This window comes from Hyunsoonleella flava, from assembly GCF_004310325.1.
GTDB classification, from domain to species: domain Bacteria; phylum Bacteroidota; class Bacteroidia; order Flavobacteriales; family Flavobacteriaceae; genus Jejuia; species Jejuia flava.
In genome coordinates, this window is the sequence record NZ_SIRT01000004.1 from 18,941 (window position 1) to 43,365 (window position 24,425).

General features: G+C 34.9%; 24 protein-coding genes. 12 read left to right on the plus strand and 12 right to left on the minus strand.

The window, feature by feature from the left end:
• Nucleotides 1–4: 4 nt before the first annotated feature.
• From EYD45_RS06590 to EYD45_RS06610, 5 genes are all read right to left on the minus strand, one after another.
• Complete coding sequence (locus EYD45_RS06590; protein WP_130963753.1) at nucleotides 5–805, minus strand: sensor histidine kinase; 801 nt, start codon at nucleotides 803–805, stop codon at nucleotides 5–7.
• Nucleotides 778–1,506, minus strand: a complete 729-nt coding sequence (locus EYD45_RS06595) for a hypothetical protein (RefSeq protein WP_233702551.1) — start codon at nucleotides 1,504–1,506, stop codon at nucleotides 778–780. The genes EYD45_RS06590 and EYD45_RS06595 overlap by 28 nt, the downstream gene beginning before the upstream one ends.
• Nucleotides 1,507–1,509: 3 nt before the next feature.
• The gene (locus EYD45_RS06600) at nucleotides 1,510–2,025 is read right to left on the minus strand and encodes a hypothetical protein (RefSeq protein ID WP_130963754.1); all 516 of its coding nucleotides are present in this window, start codon (nucleotides 2,023–2,025) and stop codon (nucleotides 1,510–1,512) included.
• A gap of 78 nt (nucleotides 2,026–2,103) precedes the next feature.
• The gene (locus EYD45_RS06605; RefSeq protein WP_130963755.1) at nucleotides 2,104–2,730 is read right to left on the minus strand and encodes a CPBP family intramembrane glutamic endopeptidase; all 627 of its coding nucleotides are present in this window, start codon (nucleotides 2,728–2,730) and stop codon (nucleotides 2,104–2,106) included.
• Complete coding sequence (locus EYD45_RS06610; RefSeq protein WP_130963756.1) at nucleotides 2,727–3,188, minus strand: Lrp/AsnC family transcriptional regulator; 462 nt, start codon at nucleotides 3,186–3,188, stop codon at nucleotides 2,727–2,729. The genes EYD45_RS06605 and EYD45_RS06610 overlap by 4 nt, the downstream gene beginning before the upstream one ends.
• A 159-nt stretch (nucleotides 3,189–3,347) precedes the next feature.
• Here EYD45_RS06610 and EYD45_RS06615 point away from each other — a divergent pair, with 159 nt between their 5' ends.
• Nucleotides 3,348–4,571, plus strand: a complete 1,224-nt coding sequence (locus EYD45_RS06615) for an aminotransferase class I/II-fold pyridoxal phosphate-dependent enzyme (RefSeq protein WP_130963757.1) — start codon at nucleotides 3,348–3,350, stop codon at nucleotides 4,569–4,571.
• Here EYD45_RS06615 and EYD45_RS06620 read toward each other — a convergent pair.
• From EYD45_RS06620 to EYD45_RS06630, 3 genes are all read right to left on the minus strand, one after another.
• The gene (locus tag EYD45_RS06620) at nucleotides 4,568–5,590 is read right to left on the minus strand and encodes a metal-dependent hydrolase (RefSeq protein ID WP_130963758.1); all 1,023 of its coding nucleotides are present in this window, start codon (nucleotides 5,588–5,590) and stop codon (nucleotides 4,568–4,570) included. The genes EYD45_RS06615 and EYD45_RS06620 overlap by 4 nt on opposite strands.
• 40 nt (nucleotides 5,591–5,630) lie before the next feature.
• The gene (locus tag EYD45_RS06625) at nucleotides 5,631–6,401 is read right to left on the minus strand and encodes a hypothetical protein (RefSeq protein ID WP_130963759.1); all 771 of its coding nucleotides are present in this window, start codon (nucleotides 6,399–6,401) and stop codon (nucleotides 5,631–5,633) included.
• 144 nt (nucleotides 6,402–6,545) lie between these two features.
• On the minus strand, nucleotides 6,546–6,764 hold the full coding sequence (locus tag EYD45_RS06630; RefSeq protein ID WP_130963760.1) for a hypothetical protein: 219 nt from the start codon (nucleotides 6,762–6,764) through the stop codon (nucleotides 6,546–6,548).
• A gap of 109 nt (nucleotides 6,765–6,873) precedes the next feature.
• On the opposite strand from EYD45_RS06630, the gene nhaC reads away from it, so the two are divergent.
• The 5 genes from nhaC (at nucleotide 6,874) to EYD45_RS06655 (ending at nucleotide 10,556) form a co-directional block, all read left to right on the plus strand.
• Nucleotides 6,874–8,343, plus strand: a complete 1,470-nt coding sequence (gene nhaC, locus EYD45_RS06635; RefSeq protein ID WP_130963761.1) for a Na+/H+ antiporter NhaC — start codon at nucleotides 6,874–6,876, stop codon at nucleotides 8,341–8,343.
• A gap of 216 nt (nucleotides 8,344–8,559) precedes the next feature.
• Nucleotides 8,560–9,204, plus strand: coding sequence for a peroxiredoxin (locus EYD45_RS06640; protein WP_130963762.1), 645 nt, complete (start codon nucleotides 8,560–8,562; stop codon nucleotides 9,202–9,204).
• A gap of 77 nt (nucleotides 9,205–9,281) precedes the next feature.
• Complete coding sequence (locus EYD45_RS06645) at nucleotides 9,282–9,596, plus strand: thioredoxin family protein (RefSeq protein ID WP_130963763.1); 315 nt, start codon at nucleotides 9,282–9,284, stop codon at nucleotides 9,594–9,596.
• Complete coding sequence (locus EYD45_RS06650) at nucleotides 9,577–9,834, plus strand: DUF6952 family protein (RefSeq protein WP_130963764.1); 258 nt, start codon at nucleotides 9,577–9,579, stop codon at nucleotides 9,832–9,834. Before EYD45_RS06645 ends, EYD45_RS06650 begins: the two co-directional genes overlap by 20 nt.
• Nucleotides 9,835–10,010: 176 nt before the next feature.
• A complete protein-coding gene (locus EYD45_RS06655) occupies nucleotides 10,011–10,556 on the plus strand; it encodes an HNH endonuclease (RefSeq protein ID WP_130963765.1) in 546 nt (181 codons plus the stop codon).
• 158 nt (nucleotides 10,557–10,714) lie between these two features.
• On the opposite strand, the gene EYD45_RS06660 is transcribed toward EYD45_RS06655, so the two are convergent.
• Nucleotides 10,715–11,182: an ankyrin repeat domain-containing protein gene (locus EYD45_RS06660; protein WP_130963766.1), complete on the minus strand. Its 468-nt coding sequence runs from the start codon at nucleotides 11,180–11,182 to the stop codon at nucleotides 10,715–10,717.
• 76 nt (nucleotides 11,183–11,258) lie between these two features.
• A complete protein-coding gene (gene katG / locus EYD45_RS06665) occupies nucleotides 11,259–13,478 on the minus strand; it encodes a catalase/peroxidase HPI (protein WP_130963767.1) in 2,220 nt (739 codons plus the stop codon).
• A 277-nt stretch (nucleotides 13,479–13,755) separates the two neighbouring features.
• Here katG and tpx point away from each other — a divergent pair, with 277 nt between their 5' ends.
• The 6 genes from tpx (at nucleotide 13,756) to ribB (ending at nucleotide 21,404) form a co-directional block, all read left to right on the plus strand.
• A complete protein-coding gene (gene tpx / locus EYD45_RS06670; RefSeq protein WP_130963768.1) occupies nucleotides 13,756–14,262 on the plus strand; it encodes a thiol peroxidase in 507 nt (168 codons plus the stop codon).
• Complete coding sequence (locus EYD45_RS06675) at nucleotides 14,255–14,623, plus strand: diacylglycerol kinase family protein (RefSeq protein ID WP_130963769.1); 369 nt, start codon at nucleotides 14,255–14,257, stop codon at nucleotides 14,621–14,623. The genes tpx and EYD45_RS06675 overlap by 8 nt, the downstream gene beginning before the upstream one ends.
• 63 nt (nucleotides 14,624–14,686) lie before the next feature.
• On the plus strand, nucleotides 14,687–17,077 hold the full coding sequence (locus tag EYD45_RS06680) for a DNA translocase FtsK (protein ID WP_130963770.1): 2,391 nt from the start codon (nucleotides 14,687–14,689) through the stop codon (nucleotides 17,075–17,077).
• Between the two features lie 20 nt (nucleotides 17,078–17,097).
• A complete protein-coding gene (locus EYD45_RS06685; protein ID WP_130963771.1) occupies nucleotides 17,098–17,736 on the plus strand; it encodes a LolA family protein in 639 nt (212 codons plus the stop codon).
• A gap of 14 nt (nucleotides 17,737–17,750) precedes the next feature.
• Nucleotides 17,751–20,222 carry an LptF/LptG family permease gene (locus tag EYD45_RS06690; protein WP_130963772.1) on the plus strand — a complete coding sequence of 824 codons (2,472 nt, stop codon included), beginning with the start codon at nucleotides 17,751–17,753 and terminating at the stop codon, nucleotides 20,220–20,222.
• A 21-nt stretch (nucleotides 20,223–20,243) separates the two neighbouring features.
• Entirely contained in the window at nucleotides 20,244–21,404 is a 1,161-nt protein-coding gene (ribB, locus tag EYD45_RS06695; RefSeq protein WP_394343479.1) for a 3,4-dihydroxy-2-butanone-4-phosphate synthase, read from the plus strand.
• A 64-nt stretch (nucleotides 21,405–21,468) separates the two neighbouring features.
• Here ribB and EYD45_RS06700 read toward each other — a convergent pair whose 3' ends face one another.
• Nucleotides 21,469–22,599 carry a T9SS type A sorting domain-containing protein gene (locus EYD45_RS06700; protein WP_130963773.1) on the minus strand — a complete coding sequence of 377 codons (1,131 nt, stop codon included), beginning with the start codon at nucleotides 22,597–22,599 and terminating at the stop codon, nucleotides 21,469–21,471.
• 245 nt (nucleotides 22,600–22,844) lie between these two features.
• Complete coding sequence (locus EYD45_RS06705) at nucleotides 22,845–24,416, minus strand: family 16 glycosylhydrolase (RefSeq protein ID WP_233702553.1); 1,572 nt, start codon at nucleotides 24,414–24,416, stop codon at nucleotides 22,845–22,847.
• Between the last annotated feature and the right edge of the window lie 9 nt (nucleotides 24,417–24,425).

The following is a 24,425-nucleotide window of genomic DNA, read 5'->3' on the forward strand; positions in this document are numbered from 1 at the left end:
CGGTTTACTTTAAAGGGTAGTTCAGTGTTAATTCAACACCCTCATTAGGTTTCGATTTCAGTACGAGTGTTGCACCAATAAGTTCTGCTCTACTCTTCATATTAATTAAACCCGAACCTTTCTCTACCTCAGCAATATCAAATCCCTTACCATCGTCCTTGGCGGTAATTATGATGCTTTCTGGTTGATAATCTAATACAATATTTAAGTTTTTTGCTTCGGAATATTTCACTGAGTTTGATAAGAACTCCTGTAAAATTCTAAATACGATGATTTCATGGTTCTTATCCCTAAAATCTGTTTTCTCGCCAACTATATTGAGTTCGGCAGATGTAAACTTCATACGTTTTAACCGATCAAGCTCATTAGTAATGGATTTTTCAAAACCTATGTTTAAAATCACATCATTATTAAGAGTTTTTGATAAGGCACGCACTTCCTTTAGTCCATTGCTTAAAGCCTCCGTGGTATCTTTAAATTTATCCCTAACATCATCTGAAACCTGCATTTTTAAAATACTGAGTTGCATACTGGCAAACGACAATAATTGTCCTACGTTATCATGCAATTCCCAGCCAATATTTTTTAAGGTTTGTTCCTGAGTTTCTGTTTGTGCTTTAACCATTTCTTCTTCAAAAGCCCTTTGTTGTCTAATTTTATCTAATAGCAACTTATTCTTTCGTTTTTGAAACACAATAAAAAATATGATAACTAGCGAAGTAATGATTACCAAAACAGCAATCATGTATATCAACATGTAACGCTCTGAGGCACTACTTACAATTCGTTCTCCGGTTTGCACCATATAAAAGCAAAGGTATAAGTTAAATACATAAATATATTAGCAAATAAGAAAATTTGCCTTCTTAAATCAGCAAATGCAGTGTCAAAAAAATTCTTTCCAACTTCATAAGTATAATAAACATCGTAGAACCCCAAAGGTGTAATAATAAGCCACCAAATAAAAATAACGGCACTTATATAAAAGTAAATTGAACGATAGAATTCCAAAATCTCTTCACTTAATAAAATCTCTATGAAATAGAACACCGTACACATAAAAATTATGATCGCTCCAAAAACATCAAGTATTTCAAAAAACTGTACAAAGAATTTTTCCCAATTACTTAATATGTATATTGTAGAAAACACAAAATAGAAGTAACCTGAAAATTTAATAACCTTTTTAAATACGGGGGTTTTTAAAATTAAATAAAAGAAATATGTAAAGAATAAAATTGCCCCTACATCCCAGTAGAGCGTTGAAAACCAATGATTCTTTGCAAATCTTGTACCAATTAAAAACTCCAGAGCCATTCCCGGTCTTACATAATGCGTATAGTAGCACAAAGAATCTGATATAGCAATGACGACAAGAAAATATATAAAGTATTTAGCAGCTTTTGCATTATACTTCTTAATAAGAAATAGACCTGTAAAAGCTGCTAAAAATTCTAACGTATGTGTTAGAAATGAATAATGTTCTAAAAGAAATTCTATTATCAAAACTTACTGTGGATAGCCTCCGCCTCCGCCATTACCTTGATTCAAAGGTGGCCTTGTTAAATCATCATCGTCTTGTAAACTAAGATTTAAAACAGCAGATTTACTGGTTTTCTTAGTACCTGTAGGCACTATAAATATAGTTGATAAGTTTTTCTTACCATCAGAAGCATTATCTCCATAAGCTCCAAAATACATGCGTAGTCCTGTAAAGTCCTCACCTGCTTCTTTTGCACCTACTTTGGTAAAAGCAATATAATCTTCAATGTCTTTTAAAGACCACCATGCCCACCTGTAATCTTCTTTTCCGGTACGCCTTTCTGTCACTGAATCTAAAACAGGTTTTCTAAATTTTGTCCAGTTATCATTTAATGCTTGTGCGTCTTTTACAGAAATAACTCCACTAGGCTTTACGACTTCTGCATCCATGCTATGCATATCGTCTGCTTGCCTAGGGCAAAAGAAATAGGTTAATACTGCTCCAATGATAAATCCTAAGATAATAGGTCCTAATTTTTTCATAATCTAATAATATTGGTTAATAATAGCTTGCCTAAAAATAGCAAAAAGATTCTACTCTGTACGATAATTTTGAATTTATCAGGTAGGAAAGCCTAACATTTCCCCCATACCTAAGGTAAACAACCAGCAACCATAAATGGCATGTTCAATAGAAACCAAAAGCGTGGATTTTGTTTTTAAAAAAGTTAAAGCAAACAAAATACCACCTAAAAATGTAAGGACTAATACCAAGGTGTTTTTGAAAAATATATGTCCCAAAGCAAATAACATGGCATTCACAAAAACAAGTAATCTGCTTGAATTAAATAGTTTAGCATATCGCTTAAAGAAAAACGTGCGATAAATAAGTTCTTGTGGATATACCGAAAACAAGGAATACACAAATAGAATAAATACCCACAGCTTTGGTTTATTTAGTAATACGATAAATAGGTCATCTTTGTTAGTAATCCATAAAAATACAGTAGTTAGTATCGCTATAACAAACAGCTTAACCAAAGTCTCTTTCCAAAAGGATGCCCAATTTAGATTTGGTGCTATTTTAAATTGCTCTCGCTCTACTTTCAATAATACATAAATCACATAAACAAAACCTACTAAACCAATGCCTAACTTAATAAATGGCGAGTAGTTAAGCGCAAAACTTATGGGAACTAAGATGAATATAACGAACAGCTCTAAGCACTTATACGTAGTCGACTTCATGAAAAACGAATCACATTAGTTTGTTTCACTTCATTTATTACAAACATACTATGCGTACTGCCAATATGGTTTATTTTAGTCAGTTTTCTTACCATAAATTCCCTAAAGGCTTCCATATCGGTAACAATTACCTTTAAAAGGTAGTCGTAGTCGCCACTTAAATGGTAACATTCCAAAACCTCATCAAGATTATTCACTTCTTTTTCAAAACTAAAAACATACTCTTGGCTGTGTTGCAATAATTTCACATGACAAAAAGCAACAAAATTTCGTTTAATTTTTTGTTTGTTTATTAAGGCGGTATAGCCTTCAATAAAGCCCTCTTTTTCTAGTTTTTTAATACGTTCGTAAACCGCTGTTACGGATAGACCTAATTTGTTTGAAAGCTCTTTATTGGTTTGTTTACTATCTGTTTGTAACAATTCCAATAGTTTTTTATCAGTTTTATCAAAAATCATGATTGAAAAAATTTCGCTTTATATTCATTATTAAGATTAAAATAAAAATATAATTCTAAAAATAATTAAAAATTATGATTTATTTTCTAATTAAGTAATTTATGCTTGATTTTATTTCTAATTTTTATGAAATTAGATGAGTATTTAAATCATATTATCATGAGTAATAAGCCAGCAAATAACATTCAGGATTTACAATATTTTGGAGAATTTGGAGGTGTAAACCCTTCTATTTCAGATTCGTCCACCTACACCTTTCTATCTGCAAAAACTATGTTTGATACTTTTGAAGGTAATGCAGATGGTTGTTATCTATATTCGCGACATTCCTCACCTTCCAATTTATACTTAGGCGAAGCATTAGCAGCTATGGAAAATACGGAGACCGCAAATGTTACAGCTTCGGGAATGGGAGCGATAACTTCAGTTATAATGCAATTATGTAATGCTGGAGACCATATCGTGTCCAGTAGAACAATTTACGGTGGCACATATGCATTCTTTAAAAATTTCACACCTAAGTTCAATATTGAAACCACATTTGTTGATATCACTAAACTAGATGCGGTTGAAGCTGCTATTACCAAAAACACAAAAGTTTTGTATTGTGAATCTGTGAGCAATCCGCTTTTGGAAGTAGCGGATATTAAAGGCTTATCAAAAATCGCTAAAAAGTATGGTTTAAAACTGGTTGTGGATAATACCTTTTCGCCATTATCCATTTCTCCAGCAGTTTTGGGAGCAGATGTTGTTATTCATAGTTTAACCAAGTTTATTAATGGCTCTAGCGATACTGTTGGCGGTGTTGTTTGTGGAACACAAGAATTCATCAATGACTTGCGGGATGTAAATGATGGTGCTGGTATGTTATTAGGTTCTACCATGGATAGCTTACGGGCATCCTCGATATTGAAGAATTTGAGAACATTGCACATCAGAATACAGCAACACAGTAAAAACGGACTGTATTTAGCTGAAAAGTTTGAAAAAGATGGTTTAAAAACGGTATATCCCGGATTAGAATCCCATCCTTCTCACGAACTATTTAAAAGCATGATGAATACTGAATATGGTTTTGGTGGCATGCTAACTATTGATGTCGGCTCTTTGGAGAAGGCTAACGAATTGATGGAATTGATGCAGCATAAAAACCTTGGATACTTAGCAGTGAGCCTAGGCTTTTACAAAACTTTATTTTCTGCTCCAGGAACCTCAACTTCTTCGGAAATTCCAGAGGAAGAACAAAAGGACATGGGACTAAGTGATGGATTGATACGATTTTCCATAGGTTTGGATGCCGATATTAAACGCACCTACAAAATGATGCATGATTGTATGGTGCAATTGGGAATATTGGATAAAAAGCTATTAGAGGTAAGCTAGATGCCTTTGATGCGCTCCCATAGGGATTTAAATGCATCATTCATATCATCTACTCTAGGTTCAAATGGTCTCATATTTAGTCTGTCGCCATCCTTATAAAGCAATAAACTAAATACTGAAGTATTTGGGTTGTCTAAATCCAAAAGTGGGTAACGCAAATCGTTATATCGATATTCGTTGTCATTCAATTTATAAACACTATAATACTGATTGCTAAACCACGCCAATCCTTTTATATCATCGTATTCAGTGGGTTTTAAATCGCGCTGTTTTGGTACTTCCCTAAAGTTTAAAAAACGATTTTTAGTGTCAAATAAGGAATAGTCCGTAACGTAATAAGAAGATTCAGTTTCCGCAATAGCATACCACAATATGTTATTTAAAATAGCAGGTTGGGTACTAAATCTAGTTGCATTAATCTCAGTCTCTTTTAAAGATTTTCGAAATATCGAATCTACATACAGTTTATTTCCCAATGTAAACAGCAAGTAAACCGAACTTATACCAATACCCCATTTTAACCACATACGTCTTTTAGCAGAAGTTCTTTTAAAAAACATTAATACTACTATACAAACCAAAAAAGGTAAAGTATAAGCAGGATCTGCTACGGCAATATTGTTTAAAGCTACGCGATAGTTGCTAAAAGGTGCAAATAACTGCGTACCGTAAGGTGTAAAGGCATCTAAAATTGGATGCGTAAATAGAGACCAAAAGAAAAGGGATATCCAATCTTTCTGTACAGTAGTGTTTTTACGTTTCCCATTATCATATAGCTTATGTACTAACCATCCTAATAAAAACGCTGCCAATACTGAGAACACAATAGAGTGCATAAACCCTCTATGAAATAGCATAGCATCAATTTCGTTGCCATAAAGCAAATTACCAACCATAACATCCAAATCGGGAATTGTGCCTCCTATGGCACCAAACAATAAAGCTTTATTACCTATTTTCTTGCCTAAAACTGCTTCACCACAAGCAGCACCTAAAACAATTTGAGTGAGTGAATCCATATAAAGTCAGCAAAGTTAACTAACTTTTATTTATGAATAATTATGGTATCCTTCTTAGCCATGCAGCAACTCTGGCGCCATTGATATTTCCCGTTTCGGTAATAGAGCGAAATCCTATAGTAGTTCCAGGAGGTATAGCAACAGGTGTAGCTAAAATTTCTGTGTATGACATATTATCATTTGCACCAGTAGCCGTAAATCTAAAAAACTCAGCATAGGTACCGTTTCCTGTTATATCTACAACTGCCATAAGCATTGAGTTCGAAGCGTTTGAAGTATTATCAGCATGAAAACTTACCGCATAAGCCTCCCAAGCCTCTGGCAAGGGTATACCTATAAATCCTGTATCCCCGTTAGCATAAGACCATTCCATTTGATTATTGGCAAGATCTGCAGCCTCTTCTGCCCAAATCACAATTTTTTCATACCTGATTTTGTTAGCGCTTATTTGTTGCCAGTTAGTGCCATCACTTTGTAACGAAATTGTGGTTTCACTATTAAGTATTGTAGCTGCTGTTCCCGTCAAATCCAGGTAGCTAGAAACTATTGGAGTATTAGTTGTTGGGTTTTTTACTATATATATTCTTCCAGCACATGTGTTTGCCGCTGGTAAGGTAATACTATGATTACCGCCAAGAACAACGGTATGATGCGTATCATCTAATGTTAAATTTCCTGAAGTAGTCGTAATATTTGCAGATAGCGAACCATTGATATCCAAAGTGGATACTGGTGTTGTAGTACCAATACCTACTTGAGCAGATAAATTAAGGCAAGACAATAAAAGAAATTGTGAGAGAATTCTTTTCATCTTTTTATTATAGCAATATTTACAAATATCTAACAATATTAACGAAAAATCGGAAAAATAGTATAGAAAACTATGGGTTTTTTGAGATTTTCGACTTGAATAAACTAAAGCTAAAGAATTCATTACTATGTATTTATTAGTAAATCATTTAGTTTTCTCTATTAGAATGCTCAATTCATCAGGTGATACTAAAGTTTCAAAATCAAAATCTATAAGTTCAGATTTTGTACAAGCTTCGCTTTGTGCTTTCTTTTCAAAATTAAAATCTTTAAACACTTTATGTTTTGAACTTGATGTAAACCCGTCATTTACCAAAACATAAAGAATCGCTAAGACAACCAAAAAAGAAAATGCAAAAAACATAACTAGAATATTTGGGGTTACTATAAATTAAGACCCAAAATTTCCAAAAAGTCACCTCATTTTGAAAGAAATTAATAAAATCGTAACATTACATGACTAAAGCGTAACTATGGAAGACGATAAGAATATCTCAGAATTTAAGGCCAACGACCAAAATATTATTGAAAACACCGAATTGAATATATGGGAAGCATTAATTCCCGTAATTATTCTTATGGGATTACTCGCCTACAATATTTTTTTTGCCGATGGTGAAATGATGGGAGCATATTCAAATCAATTCATTTTATTAATTGGTGGTTTGGTTGCAGCCCTAGTTGGGTTTTACAACAAGGTCTCGGTTAATAGGATGCTTTCTGAAATATGGGAAAATCTAAAAAGTGTTTTTATCCCAATAATGATATTGTTTTTAGTTGGTGCACTTGCTGGCACTTGGCTTATTAGTGGCGTTATTCCTGCTATGGTGTATTATGGTTTGCAGGTATTAAGTCCCGAAATATTTTTACCTGCCTCAGTCGTGATTTCAGCATTAATTTCAATTGCTACTGGTAGTTCTTGGACCACATCCGCAACTGTAGGTATAGCCTTGGTAGGTATAGGTACTGCTTTAGGAATTAACCCTGGAATGATTGCAGGTGCCGTAATTTCAGGAGCTTATTTTGGAGATAAAATGTCGCCATTAAGTGATACCACTAATCTTGCTCCAGCTATGGCAGGGACAGATTTATTTACGCATATCCGCTATATGGCGTTTACTACAGTCCCAACGATAATAATAACATTAATAATTTTTGCAATTATAAGTTTTACAATCGATGCTACGGGTAGCGCTGACGTGAGCAACTTACTAAATACCATTGATAACACTTTTAACATTACGCCTTGGTTATTCTTAGTTCCAGTTGCGGTTATTGCCTTAATTTTATTGAAAACAAAGCCTCTGATTGCCCTTGGAACAGGAGTTGTTCTTGCTGCAATATTTGCTTTTATATTTCAAGTAGATATTTTAAATCAACTTGGGGCATCAAAATTATCATCGGTAATCACTTCAATTTTTACAGAAACCCAAATTACTACAGAGAATGAAAAATTAAATGACTTATTCTATTCTGGAGGAATGAAAGGTATGCTATGGACAATATTCCTCATTATCTGCGCGATGGTTTTTGGTGGCGTTATGGATGGTATTGGTGCATTATCTAGAATTACTTCAGCCTTACTCTCCGTAGCATCTTCTGTTTTTGGATTATTTGCAAGTACAGTGATTAGCTGTTTAGGCCTCAATGCTATTGCTTCCGATCAATATTTAGCCATTGTTATCCCTGGAAAAATGTTTAAAAAAGCATTTGAAGACAAAAAATTGGCTCCTGAAAATTTAAGTCGAACCCTCGAGGATTCTGGAACAGTAACGTCCGTACTCATTCCTTGGAATACCTGTGGTGCCTATCAATCTGGCGTTCTGGGAGTTGGGGTTGGAGAATACTTGCTTTATGCATTTTTTAACTGGATGAGCCCTTTTACCACTTTACTTTTCGCAGCCTTCAGGATAAAAATCAGACAACTTTCAAATTCTAAATAAGAATACATCACCCCTTTTTGGTCAAGTATGAGAACTTGATAATTCTGACCATCATTTTTTACGTGATTCTCAAAAACAAGCATGGGTTTTTGAATCGATACACAAATGCTATTCTTTTATAAAATTTACTAATTACAATCTATTTTCACAGGTGTTTTATAATGGTAATTTTGCTTAAAATTAGAACATTATTAATTAAACATTACTTATAACATTATGGCATTAGTAGGGAAAAAATTTCCAGATTTAAACGTAAACGCAATCAACGATTTGGGCGATACATTTAAGTTAAACGTATTAGAAGAAGCAGTAAATAACAAGAAGAAGGTCATCTTATTTTGGTATCCAAAGGATTTTACTTTTGTATGTCCGACAGAGTTACATGCATTTCAGGCAGCTTTAGGTGAATTTGAAAAGCGCAACACCATTGTAATTGGCGCATCCTGTGATACTCCCGAAGTACACTTTGCTTGGTTAAACACCGAAAAGGATAATGGTGGTATAGAAGGTGTAACCTACCCGCTTTTAGCAGATTCTAACAGAAATTTAGCTTCTACTTTAGGTATTCTAGATATTACAAACGAAACGTATAATGAAGAAACTGGTGTGGTAACTGTGGAAGGTGATAACGTGACTTACAGAGCTACTTACATCATTGATGAGGACGGGATTGTACAGCACGAAAGCATCAACAACATGCCTTTGGGTAGAAACGTTCAAGAATACTTACGTTTAGTAGATGCCTTAACTCATGTTCAGGAAAAAGGAGAGGTTTGTCCAGCAAACTGGGAAGAGGGAAAAGATGCGATGAACGCCGATAGAAATGGTGTAGCTGAGTATTTAGCAGCTCATGTAAACTAAAAAACTAAAGTTTCAAATCCCAAATTCCAAGAAGTATTTAAGGAATTTGGGGCTTGAATTTTGAAAATTTAACAACCATGGTAAAAGAGTTAGAACAAGATAATCTACAAGAATTAGTTGCTGAAAATGAAACTGTTGTGGTGCAATATTCGGCCACATGGTGTGGCAACTGCCGTATTATGAAACCAAAGGTAAAAAAGTTAGCCTCAGAATTGGAAGAGATAACTTTTGTTATTGCAGATGCCGAAAAGTTTCCAGAATCTAGAAAATTGGCTACGGTTGATAATTTGCCAACTTTTGCAACTTTTAAAAACGGAAGTTTTATAAACCAAGTACAAACTAATAAGTTTGATGTACTTAAAGATTTAGTAAATGAAGTTACCAGTAATTAAGCATTTAACGAATTTTATTGAGGAGAACGACGAAGACTTTGTTGTTGAAACCATTGAAACCTTAGAAGCTTTAACCGAAGTTCCGTCTTTAAAAGATGAAGAACTAGACGTTATAGGAGAATTGATTTCCAACATGTACGGTGCTATTGAGGTTAATAAAATGGTAAAGAACGGCTCCCCAAAAAAAGAAGCATTAAATAGTTTTATGAGTCGGGTTATGGGTTCGATTGACTCTTAATTGAAAAAGAAAAATTTGATATTTAAAGTCATCTCTTTTGAGGTGGCTTTTTTTGTTTCTTCAAAATTGACTTTGCAAAAAAATTCAACTACCTTCGTTTAACGTCGGATATAAGCCATTAAATAACGGCGCATATCCGTCACCACGTTGTAGTGCATTTGAGAAAACCCTGAAATATGATTAGAAACTATTGGAATGAAGAATGGAAAGTCGTTGAATTTGACGATGGAATTACCGAAAATGAACAGTTCAAAATCTCAAATTACGGACGAATTTTAAACTGTAAAAGCGAAACCGAATTTGAAGTTAAAAAATCATACATCAACGGATATCAAAATCTTCCGCTAAAACAAAAACGGAACGGAAAATCGACCAGCAGATACGTCCACAAACTTGTGGCTGAACATTTCCTCGAAAAAAATGACGGAATTTATGTCATCCATCTGAATTACGACAAAACCGACAATCGAGTGGAAAACTTAAAATGGGCAACCAAAAGAGAAAAGGAACTTCATCAATTCAACAATCCGAATTGGGAAAAAATTGTACAAAAAAGAGGTAGAAAAATCGGAAAACTAAACGAGGGAAAAGTAAAAATTATTAAACGCCAATTGAAAAACGAAAAGAACAGAATCAATATGATTGCAAGGCGCTTCGGAGTTTCTGATACGCAAATTCATAGAATAAAGAAAGGAGAAAATTGGAGTCAAGTAACCGAATGAAAAAACGCACTACAACAATGTATAACCGCAATTACGGCGGATTCGACTACGTCCGAATCCACTCGGAATTGCTAAAGCCTGTGCTAAACCGAAAATAAATGCATATTAACCCGTAACTGACGGTTATACAAAACCGTTAAACGAAACTCTCAAAAAAATCACTTCAACAATCCAATAACTTCCCGAAACTTCTTTTCTTCAGCATAGTCTAAAGCTGTCTTTTCTTCATTATCTTTTACAGTAGCATCTGCTTTATGCTTCAACAATAATTCTACCATGTTAGTTTGCCCATACATACCGGCAAAAATTAAAGGCGTATATCCTAAATTGTTTTGTGCGTTTACATTGGCACCATGTTTAAGCAGTAGTTTTGCCAATTCTGTATTTCCTTTAAAAGCCACACCAATGAGCGCGGTATTTCCAGTACTATCGGTATCATCCACTGGAGCACTGTACTCTAGCAATTTTTCCACTATTGTCTTTTTATCAAAATAGGAAGCAAAAATCAATGGGGTAAATCCTCTTTGGTCTTTTGCATCTACTAATTCAGGATGTGATTTTAATAAAGTTTCTATAAAATCTCTATCTCCCGATTGTATCGCACCAAAAAATTGTGTAACGTCCATAACAACAAAATTTAAAATAAAATTGGGATAAGCACCATAAAATGCCCATCCCAATTTCAACTATCAATCCATCAAACTATTTTAAATCAAATCTATCAGCATCCATCACTTTAGCCCAGGCTGCAACAAAATCGTTTACAAATTGTGCTTCGCCATCATTAGCACCATACACTTCCGCTATAGCCCTCAATTCGGTATTAGAACCAAAGATTAAGTCAGCACGAGTTCCAGTAAATTTTACAATACCAGTTCTTCTATCTTTTCCTTCAAAAATGCGATCATCAGAAGATGTAGCGTTCCAAGTATATGCAAAATCTAAAAGATTGGTAAAGAAATCGTTTGTTAAGTGACCTACATTATCAGTAAACACACCATGATTTGATCCGTCGTAGTTTGCTCCCAATACACGCAGACCACCTACTAAAGCTGTCATTTCTGGAATAGATAAGTTCATTAAATTGGCCTTATCCACCAATAAATCTTCAGCAGCAACTTTTAATTCATCTTTAATATAATTTCTAAACCCATCTGCTAAAGGTTCTAAATAGCCAAACGATTCTAAGTCGGTTTGTTCTTGGGATGCATCCCCTCTACCTTGAGAAAATGGTACTTCTACAGTATGACCAGCATTTCTAGCTGCTTCCTCTATTCCAGCATTTCCTGCTAAAACAATCAAATCTGCCATTGACACCTCTCCCTTAAATTCATTCTGGATGCCTTCTAAAACGTTTAATACTTTACTTAATTCCTCTGGATTGTTCACTTCCCAGCTACGCTGAGGCTCTAAACGAATACGTGCACCATTGGCTCCACCACGCTTATCAGAATCTCTGTAAGTAGAAGCCGAAGCCCAAGCGGTTCTTACCATTTCGGAAATAGTTAATCCGGAAGCCAAAACCATCTTCTTCAAGGAGCTAATATCAGCATCGCTCAAGGTATAATTTACTTTTGGAATAGGATCTTGCCAAATCAATTCCTCTTGCGGTACTTCTGGTCCTAAATAGCGGTCAACTGGTCCCATATCACGATGGGTAAGTTTATACCACGCTCTTGCAAATGCATCTTCAAATGCCGCATGGTCTTTATGAAAACGTTTTGAAATCTCTAGGTATTTTGGATCTGTTTTTAAAGCCATATCCGCAGTAGACATCATTAAGGCCTGTGTGCCATTTCCTCCTGCTGCTGGGGCTTGTTTAGCATCTGGGTTTTTTGGTGTCCATTGGTGCGCCCCTGCTGGACTTTTAGTTAATTCCCAATCGTAATTCAACAAAACATCAAAATAATCATGATCCCATTGTGTTGGATTAGGTGTCCATGCACCTTCTAGACCACTAGTAATTGCATCATCTAAAACACCAGAATTATAAGTATTTTTCCAACCTGTACTCATTTCTTCAATAGAAGCACCATGAGGTTCTGGTCCCACATATGTATCAGGATCTGCCGCACCGTGTGCTTTTCCGAAGGTATGTCCACCAGCGACCAAAGCCACCGTTTCTTCATCATTCATGGCCATTCTTCCGAAAGTAATTCTAATATCGTGAGCAGATTTCATAGGGTCTGGAACACCATTTGGCCCTTCAGGGTTCACATAAATCAATCCCATGTGTACTGCTCCTAAATGCCCTTCTAAATCTCCATCGCTGGTGTCATAGCGTTCATCATTATCTAGCCAACCTGTTTCACTTCCCCAATACACATCTTGTTCAGGCTCCCAAACGTCCTCACGCCCGCCTGCAAATCCAAACGTTTTAAAACCCATGGATTCTAAAGCACAATTTCCAGCTAAAATCATTAGATCTGCCCAAGACAATTTTTTACCATATTTCTTTTTAACAGGCCATAATAGCAAGCGCGCTTTATCCAAATTTCCATTATCTGGCCAACTATTTAAAGGTGCAAATCGTTGCGTTCCCGACGCTCCGCCACCTCTACCATCACCAACACGGTATGTACCTGCACTGTGCCACGCCATACGAATCATAAACGGACCATAATGTCCATAATCGGCTGGCCACCAATCTTGTGAGTCGGTCATTAAATCAATCACTTCCTGTTTTAACGTTGGAAAATCTATGCTTTCAAATGCTTTGGCATAGTCAAACTCTTTATCATATGGGTTTGAGCTTTTCCCATGCTGACGGAGAATGTTTAGTTTTAATTCATTAGGCCACCAGTCGCGGTTTCGAGTACCACCACCAGCGGTTTGTTTTTGTGTGCCACTTAAAAATGGGCATTGGGCAGCATCAGAATTGTTAATATCCCATGCTTCACCGTGTGGATTGTTGCTATTCATAATTTATGTTTTGTAATAGTTAGTATTGATAATTTTTTGAATACTCTAAAATTAGCAATAATATCATCTCCTAAAACATATGTGATATTTTTAAAAATTATATGAAAATTGATAAAACTTATTATCTATCAAAAAACAATAGTTTTTTTAAATAATTAAGAATTCATAAACGAGCGCTTTTAATAGCATTCTCATAATTATTTCTTAAAGATTTCTAGGATTCATTTTTTAACATTTTAAATATGCTTATTTTAGAGCTCTAATTAAAAACAAAAAAATGGCTAATATCACATTGGGTGGAAACCCTGTAGAAACTATCGGAAAGCTTCCTGAAGTTGGTTCTCAAATTGCAGATTTTAATTTAACTGCTATCGATTTATCAACAAAAACTCTAGCAGATTTTAAAGGCAGCAGACTCATTCTAAATATATTTCCTAGCGTAAATACAGGAGTATGCGCAGCATCTGTTAGGCAGTTTAATGCTGAAGCTAACGAATTGGAAAACACAAAAGTACTATGTATTTCAAGAGATTTACCTTTTGCACAGGAGCAGTTTTGTGCAGCAGAAGGCTTGGATAATGTAGTAATGCTTTCAGATTTTAAAACAGGGCAGTTTGGTAAAGATTATGGTGTGCTATTTACAAGCGGCATTTTTGATGCCTTACTTTCAAGAAGCATTGTTGTAGTTGATGAATCTGGTAAGGTCTTATATAATGAACAGGTTTCTGAAACTGGAGAAGAACCAAATTACAAAGCCGCTTTAGAAGCGCTTTACGATGCCTAAAAAAGAATCCTTCTTAGTAAACCGATTAAAAAGTGTTGGCTATGCCTTTAAAGGTGCTCTTTTATTAATTACTAAAGAGTCAAGTATAAAAATCCAGCTGGTTATTGCAATGATAATGACCATTGCTGGATTTTATTTTGAGATTTCAAAAACAGAATGGCTTATCCAAACACTTACCATAGCCCTTGTTATGAGCATAGAAGGTGCAAACACAGCCATTGAAGAAATTGCAAATTTTGTACATCCAGAATACCATAAAAAAATAGGCTATATTAAAGATGTTGCTGCTGGCGCAGTTTTTATAGCAGCTATTTGCGCAATAATTATTGGGTTTATTATTTACATTCCTAAGTTTACTTAAAAATACTAATCATCTAGGATAAACGTTAGTAATTTGTATTTTTGCTTAAACTAAGGCATACCAATGGCGAAGAGAACCAAAACTAAAAAACCTACTAAATCAAAATTTAAAAAACCAAGCTTTAAGTTGTCCAATCAACAAAAGTTAGTTTTTGGTAGTTTCTTGGTTATTTTCGGCATTATCCTCTGTGTATCCTTTATCTCGTTTTTCTTTACTGGCAAAGCAGACCAGAGTACTCTTTCAGAGTTTGCAACACGTGATGCTGAAGCCAAAAATTGGTTGAGCAAAATAGGTGCTTGGTTAAGTGATTTCTTTATTCAGCGTGGATTTGGAGTTGCCTCATTTGTATTATCAGGTTTGGTATTTCTATCAGGAATCTATGTCCTCATGGATATTAAAAAAGCAAAACTGAGAAAACATTGGTTTTGGGGTATTTTGATAATGATCTGGTTTTCGGTACTTCTAGGATTCTTTTCATCAAAAAATGACATATTAGGAGGTACTGTTGGTTTTGAAATTAATAGCTTTTTACAAGATTATATCGGTAAGATAGGCACAGTACTACTATTGATTTTAGGTTTCATCACTTATCTCGCGATGCGATTTAAGGTAACTTTTGAAAGTTTCAAACGTTTGTTTTCATCTGCCAAAAAAGATATTAAGGATGAATTTTCAGATATAAAAGAAGACACATTCACCGTAGATAATAACCTATCAGATGAAGCAGAAGCTTTTAAAACAGCTTTTGATATTCCTTTGGATGACACTCCAAAAGACGAGCCTGTAAAGAAGAAAGAAGTGGCTGTAAAAGAAACTGCTCCTATGGAAGTAAAAGTTTCTAAACCAGAACCTGAAGAAGATCCAGAACTTGAAATAAAAGTTGAAACAGTTAAAGAAGAAATTACAGAAACAGATAATTTAGCGAATAAACTTGTTGAAGACTTTGGTTTATATGATCCAACTTTAGAATTAGGTAATTACCAATTCCCTCACATTGATTTATTAAAGAAGTACGACACGGAAGGTATCACGATAAATCAAGAAGAACTTGAGGAAAACAAGAACCGTATTGTTGACACCCTAAATAATTATAAAATAGGTATTGCCAGCATAAAAGCTACAATTGGACCTACAGTTACACTTTACGAAATAGTCCCTGAAGCTGGTATCCGTATTTCAAAAATCAAAAATCTGGAAGATGATATTGCACTTTCACTTTCGGCTTTAGGCATACGTATCATTGCACCCATTCCTGGAAAAGGCACCATTGGTATTGAGGTACCAAACAAGAATGCCACTATAGTTTCCATGCGCTCTGTTATCGCATCAAAGAAATTTCAAAATTCTGAAATGCAATTGCCTATTGCTTTAGGAAAAACGATTAGTAATGAAACGCTTGTTGTAGATTTAGCAAAAATGCCACACTTATTGATGGCAGGTGCAACGGGACAAGGTAAGTCTGTTGGTTTGAATGCCGTATTAACCTCATTACTATATAAAAAGCACCCTGCAGAGGTAAAGTTCATTCTGGTAGATCCTAAAAAGGTGGAATTGACATTGTTCAACAAGATTGAACGTCATTATCTAGCTAAATTACCTGATAGCGAAGAAGCCATAATCACGGACAATACAAAGGTTATCAATACATTAAATTCGTTGTGTATTGAAATGGACAATCGCTATGAACTTCTTAAGAACGCAATGTGTAGAAACATTGCCGAGTACAACAAGAAGTTTAAAGCTCGTAAGTTAAACCCCAACGATGGGCATCAGTTCTTGCCTTACATCGTTTTGGTGGTAGATGAATTTGCCGATTTGATTATGACTGCTGGAAAAGAAGTGGAAACCCCTATTGCACGTTTAGCACAATTGGCACGAGCTATTGGTATTCATTTAATTATAGCAACGCAACGACCCTCGGTGAATGTAATTACGGGTATTATCAAAGCGAATTTCCCTGCGCGTATTGCTTTTAGGGTAACTTCTAAGATAGATTCTAGAACTATTTTGGACGGTTCAGGAGCAGATCAATTGATTGGTCGCGGAGACATGTTATATACCCAAGGTAATGACATTACCCGTGTACAATGTGCTTTTGTTGACACACCAGAAGTAGAAAAAATCACGGATTATATTGGGTCGCAAAAAGCCTATCCCGAGGCGTATATGCTGCCTGAATATATTGGCGAAGAAAGTGGCACAAGTCTTGATATAGACATTGAAGACAGAGATAAATTATTTAAAGATGCAGCAATTGTTATCGTTACTGCACAACAAGGTTCAGCTTCTTTATTACAACGAAAGCTAAAATTAGGATACAATAGAGCAGGTCGTTTAATTGATCAATTAGAAGCTGCTGGTATTGTAGGCCCTTTTGAAGGCAGTAAAGCACGACAAGTACTGGTGCCGGATTTAGCATCTCTTGATGAGCTATTAGAAAATGAAAATATGTAATTTTGTATTAAAGTAAAAAAATGAAAAAGTTAATCACCATAGTATGTATCGCATTTATCACCTTTACTGGGTTTTCTCAAAATAAGGGCAAGACCTTGTTGAGTGAAGTATCTGAAAAGGTAAAAAACTATGATAATATTTCTATAGACTTTAAATATATTCTAGAAAATACCGATGAAGACATAAAGCAGGAAACCCGTGGAGACGTTGTTCTTGAAGGTGAAAAATATAAATTAAACATCCTCGGCATTACACGTCTTTACGATGGAAAAACACTATATACCATTAGTCCAGAAGACGAAGAAGTAACTATAACAACTCAAGCTGAAGATGATATAGATGCCATTACACCAAGTAAGATGTTGTCTTTTTATGAAGATGGTTATACCTACGCCATGGATATCGTTCAAAATATAAAAGGCAGGAAAATTCAATATGTCAAGTTGACTCCTATCGACTCAAATTCTGAAATTGACTATATACTTTTGGGCGTTGACGCTACAACTAAACACATATACAATTTAATTCAAATAGGGAAAAATGGTACTAAAACGACTTTAATCGTTAATTCTTTCAAAACGAATGAACCATTATCGGAAACCTTATTTACCTTTGATGCAGATAAATATCAAGATTATTACATCAATAAAATTGATTAGGTAGTCGCATCCTTGTGAAAATTCTAGACCGCTACATACTAACGACATACCTTAGAACTTTTTTAAGTGTATTTGCAATTTTGCTGCTAATTTTTGTACTGCAAATGATATGGCTGTACATTAAAGAGCTTGCAGGAAAAGATTTGGATTTAAGCACTATTATGAAGTTCATTGTATATGGGCTACCAAAACTAATACCGCTTGTATTACCGCTTACTATATTGCTCACGTCCATAATGGTGTTCGGTAATTTTGCCGAGAACTATGAGTTTGCTGCTATGAAATCTACCGGTATTTCTTTACAGCGCGCCATGGCAAGTTTGGGAGTATTTATTGTAGCGCTCGGATTTGTTACGTTCTGGTTTTCAAATAATGTGATTCCTTGGGGAGAGTTTAATTTTTTCAACCTAAGAAAAAATTTAGCTAAAGTAAAACCTTCAATGGCAATAGCCGAAGGACAGTTTAACGAGATAGAATCTACGCCATATAACATCAAAGTAGCGAAGAAAACTGGAGATAAGGGTCAGTTTTTAGAAGATGTAATCATTCACAAAAAAGCTAGAGATGGTAGGCGCAATGCCACTACAATCACTGCAAAAACTGGTGAATTAATTAGTAGAGAAGATTCTAATGTCTTAAAACTAGTGCTGTACGATGGCAATTTTTACGAGGATGTATATCCTAAAAAGATAAAAGACAGAAAAAAGTACCCTTTCGCCAAAAGTAACTTTGAAGTTTATACTATGAATATCGATTTGTCTAATCTTCAAACGGTTGATATGGATGACAAGTCTTATTCCAATAAGTATAGTATGCTAAATGTTTCTGAACTAGACTATACTATAGATTCCCTAACCATAAAGCATGAAAAAACCATGCAGGACTTTGGCAGAGTCTTGTATCAAAGATCTAATATCGACAAGTCCTTAAAACCGCCTGTAGAGCTTCCGGCTCCAGAGGAATTTAAAGAAAAAGGTTTAGATATAAATGGAAATAAAATAGAAAAAGATAGTATTAAAATCCAAAAAAACACCATTCCTAAGGATTCTATCTATACTGGCGAATTGAGAGACTTATTTAGCAATAAGAAAAACTCCCAATTTGTAAACACTGCTATTAGTAATATAAATAGCATAGATCAACTCATTAAAAATAAGAAAACAAATTTAGAACCAAGGAAAAAGTGGTATAACAGGCATATAATTTCGTTTCACGAAAAACTTGCCCTTCCCTTTGCGTGTATCATTTTGTTTTTTGTTGGAGCCCCACTAGGAGCATTAATTCGAAAAGGTGGTATTGGGTTGCCAATGGTAATTGCAATTTTACTGTTTTTAACCTATCATTTTATTGGGATTTTTGCGATGAACAGTGCTAAAAATGGAAGTTTCAATCCTATTTTGGCTAGTTGGTTTTCCACGTTAATCATGTTGCCGCTTGGTGTTTATTTAACCAAAAAAGCAACGGCAGATAGAGGCTTATTTGAAACTGAAGGGGTTTTAGAGCCGATTAAGAAACTATTTGGCATTAAGAAGAAAGATATTGAAATAGATACATCGATTTTTGAAGATGAAACCGAAGAATATAAAACTTTAAGGTCCTATGATGAGAAGGAACTTATAAAAGTAATTAAGAACTACAGCCAATATGGATATTCTAGGACACACAGAAACACAGCAGTTTCAATTTTAAATTCTAGAGGAATTTCCAACCAGCAACTTAAATTTAGCGGAAATTTTGATAATCAAAAATTTGAGGAAGGCATTCGCCTTAAATATAAATTTGATGAAGATTCAAAATTAGCATTTATACTTTATGCCATTGCTTTCCCTTTGATTATTGGCGGACTAGTCCTGGAAAATAATACATATCCTCTTATTGGGAATACATTATTTGTAATTGGCCTAATAATAGGTGTTGTTTATTTATTTGCGCTCGTTAAATCCTTTATAAGCAGTTCTAACTTAAATAAACATCTTGGAAAGGAATCAGGGATGAATGCAGTTGTATACCTGTTATTCGGGTTGCCTTTGTACTTCATTTTTTATCTCTATCAAAAGAAAGCTACGAGTGAAGCATTATACTTAAATCCGAAAAAGACCTTTAGCATTACAACGGAAAATGAAGTTCAAGAATCTCGTTTTAACTTAGAAGAGGTCTCTCCAAAACTAAAAGATTACAAGGACCATGCTTTATTCGCTATTATTTTATTTTGCATAGGAGCTATTCTTCTAGTGCTCCATTTTGTTTTTAAAAATAATAAATTACCTTCTCTAGAGTCCGCATCAATTCAGCTTAGCATCATTGCCTTAGCCCTTTATGTTATTTACTACACCAAGTCAATCCTAAATATTTATGCTTTGTATAAGGCGGCTGAATTAGACGATAAAAAGCCAAATATCCTTTTATTAATACTAGGGATGCCATTTTATATGATTACCCACTTTTTTCTAAAAGGAAAGATTAATAGGGATATTACTCATATATAAATTTAGCAATATCTTTGCAACATGATAGCAGAACCTATGACTACAGAAAACACCACGAAATTTAAATTAGATACCATTCACGATGCCATTGAAGATATTAGAAATGGAAAGGTAATTATTGTTGTAGATGACCAAAACAGGGAAAACGAAGGTGATTTTGTAGCTGCTGCCGAAAAAGTGACTCCAGAAATGATAAACTTCATGGCTACCCATGGAAGAGGTTTAATTTGTGCACCACTTACGGAAAATAGATGTAAGGATCTTGAGTTAAACATGATGGTAAATAATAATACCGACCCTATGGAAACTGCATTTACCGTATCTGTGGATTTAAGGGGAAATGGCGTTACCACAGGAATTTCTGCAAGTGACAGGGCAAAAACAGTAAAGGCCCTTATAGATAACGAAACACGACCTTTTGAACTGGCAAGACCGGGACATATTTTTCCACTAGTTGCTAAAGAAGGTGGTGTTTTACGACGAACCGGACACACAGAGGCCGCTATCGATTTTGCAAGATTAGCAGGTTTAGAACCTGCTGGAGTAATTGTTGAAATTATGAACGAAGATGGTTCTATGGCACGTTTACCCCAACTTACTGAAGTAGCAAAAAAGTTTGATCTTAAGATTGTTTCTATTGAGGACCTAGTGGCCTATCGTATGCAACATGACTCCCTTATCGAAAAAATGGAAGATTTTGAAATTCATACCCGATTTGGTAATTTCAGGCTACGTGCATACAAGCAAACCACCAATAATCAAATACATATTGCACTTACCAAAGGGCAATGGAAAAATAACGAACCTGTATTAACACGGATAAATTCAACCCTAATAAATAATGATATCCTAGGCACGCTTACCAATAACGTTGACGAACAATTAAACGCTATGTTTAAAACTGTAAACGATTTTGGAAAAGGCGCCATCATTTTTATTAATCAAGAAATACAAGCCACTAATATTTTAAATCGTTTAGATTTTTTAAAGAACAATCAAAAAGAAAATGAAGTTTTAAAAGCGCCAAGGATAAACATGGATACACGCGACTTTGGCATAGGTGCACAAATTCTTCATGATTTAGATATACATAAACTGCGGCTAATTTCCAATAGCGAAAAAACCAAACGCGTTGGTATGATTGGTTATGGATTAGAAATTGTGGAATACGTAAAGTATTAAAAAGAGGAGCATAACACTAGGCTACAACTCCCCTTTTCTCCCGATTAATAGCCTCTTCAATTTTTTATTCAACAACTATACGTTTGGTTGTGGTAGCTTTATTACCATAAGCCTTCAATAAATAGATGCCACCACTTAGGTTTTCTATATTCAATTGTTTGGCATTATAGGTTTCCAAAACTTTGTAGCCTAGAACATTATACAGTTCAACTTTGTCTATCGCAATTTTAGATGAAATATTAATTATAGTCTTCGCTGGATTTGGATACACCTTAAAGTTTTCATCCTCAAATAAATCTGTACTTAAAGGACCTGCCATTGAAAACGATTTTTCCTCTTTATAGTATGGTTCCCAATCGTCAGATGGTACGTCCCATGACTCTAAAGTAAAAACGATTCTGTTTCCATTTGCATCATATCCACTTGTGTCCCTATCTTCATTAATCCAATCCATTCCTGATTTGATTTGAGTGAGCAATTCTTTCTCCAATCCGTTTTCATAAGTAAAAAAAGTTCTTTCAGACTCTTCCCAAGTACTGCCATTGTACTCCTCGGATAAGGTCTCAGAGATCATACCCATGCTATATGTTGCTTCCACCCTTTCATAGGCACTCCAAGCTCCGTTATCCCATTCATAAAATATGGCACTTTCAGGGTTTCCGGGAGACATATACATAATAACTAATTCCTCATCGTTCACCCATTGGTTTGGGTTTGTATTTGTATCCCAATTTTGGCTAGTTTGTTTACCGAAATCAGAACCAGAGTAATCAGAATACACCTCTCTAAAACTATTTATATAATCATTCTGTATAAAATTGAAAGTTTTATGGGTTTCCCCAGTAAGATTACCTGACGCATCATAAGTATATTCTACTAATGTAGAGTTTATCCATTGGCTGGTAACACTATTCCATGCTTGTCTCTCATCAGAAATTATATCGTTATTACCATTATACATCTTGATATTTTGATGGGTTAAAATCATTCCAGGCATGGCGTAACCTGTAATCTTGGTTTCTTTGTCACCTCCATTTTCATAGGTGTAAACCTCATGTAATTCTAGCTCCCAGTCGTCTGCAGCAGTATTCCATGTAAAAATATCTTTTGTATCGGTCTTGTATGTTTGGGAAATACCTTTAAAAGTATAGCAAAACATTAAAATAAAAAGTGCAGCGTGTAAAATTCGTTTCATAGTTAATAGCTTTAAAGTTATATGTAGACATCGTATAGCTTACGATATGTCATCATATTTTTTTCAAAATGAAATAAATCATTCTGACTTTGCTATTAATCAAAACTTAGGAATAACATTGTAGAAAAGAAAGTGGCAACTCTTTTTAAGACGAAAGGCTCTTAAAGTTAAGTAATTTATCTCATACGGACTTATAGAAAGACAATGTTTTTACGCTGAAAATTTCGCGCTTAAAAATTTAAAAATTAAATCTTTATTACTTTTCGTGTTATCGACCCTTTATCTGTAATGATTTGCATTATGTAAATGCCAGTGTCGAGATTTGAAACAGCAACGGACTTGATGGATGTTTCTTTCTGAAGAATGAGTTTTCCGTATGTATCAAAAACTTTTACATATCTAATGTCTAACAGTGTATCAATAAAGACTTTGTCTTTTACAGGATTTGGATAAACCTTAACTTTATTTAAGGTTTTGTCCTCAATACTTAAACCTAAGTTTTGATACACCCTCACATAGTCTATTACCATAGCACTTTGGGTAAAGTTTGGATCTATTGCTCCTGATATTCCTCCCATAGCCACGTTTAAAAGAAGATATTGATCTAAATCAAATGGCCATGTATTATTGTCTTTAACCGAAGGATTATAAGTATAATAGGCCACATCATCTACAAGAAAAGTAATTTGATTTGGTGACCAATTCATGGAGTACACATGATAGTTATTTGCCAAATCAGTAAGTTGTTGTGATGCGACGTTTACCGTATTTCCAAAACTTGAAGGCGTATGTATCGCGCTTGATGTATGATTTACATCCCCCAAACCATGCTCCATAATATCTATTTCTCCACATGCTGGCCAAGGTGTTGTGCCAAAACCTTGTGTTTGCCAATAGGCTCCTGTTTCGGTAATATTCTTACCTAAAGTCCAAATAGCAGGCCATGTGCCATCTCCAAATGGAAGTTTAGCCCTAACATCTACTCTTCCATAGGTAAACGCGAATTTAGAATTTAATCGAGCCGACGTATACTGTTTGGTTTCTCCCTGATCGGTAAAGGACCCTTTAATAGCTACAATATTCAAATTCCCATCCTCCACAAAAGAATTTTCGATACGATTTGTGTAATGTTGTACTTCTCCATTAAACCAACTTCCACCTGATGGCAGTTGCGTTTGATGAAACCAATTGGAACTATTGATAGCTGTTTTGCCAGGGGTATTAAATTCATCAGACCAAACCAAATCATTATAGATAACGTCCAGATTATTAGGATTTGTTGGTGTAGAGCCATCATCAATGTCGTCAATTAAGTAGGTACCAGATATTAAACTCCCTCCATCTATGAAAATAGTGAGCCTGCTGTAGGTGCCAGAGCCATTTACTGCTGAAACACCATCCGAACTTAATACAGCGTTTGAGAAATCGAATACAAGACCATTTCTCCATCCAGAAGCGGCTAATGTAGACACGGTAACTTGCACGTCTGGATTAGTGCCTTCTTCTAATTTTAATGTAATCTGGTGTCCGTTTGGATCAAAGGCATAAAAATCAAGATTTATCGTTTTTTGCAAACCTAAATCTATAGGGCGCACTAAATCTATTGTGAAACCTTGCCATGGATCAGAACCATGGTTCGAAAACTCGCCTACCATATCTGAGCCATCTGTAACACTACCCCTTCTTGAAAAACCGCTACCACCAAAAGCTGTAAACTCATCTGATGCATTGGAAAAGCCAATTGGCATTTCCTGAGCAAATGTAAGTGTAGAGATTAAAAAAAGAAATCCGACAAATTTTGTATAGTTTACTATCATGATTTGATG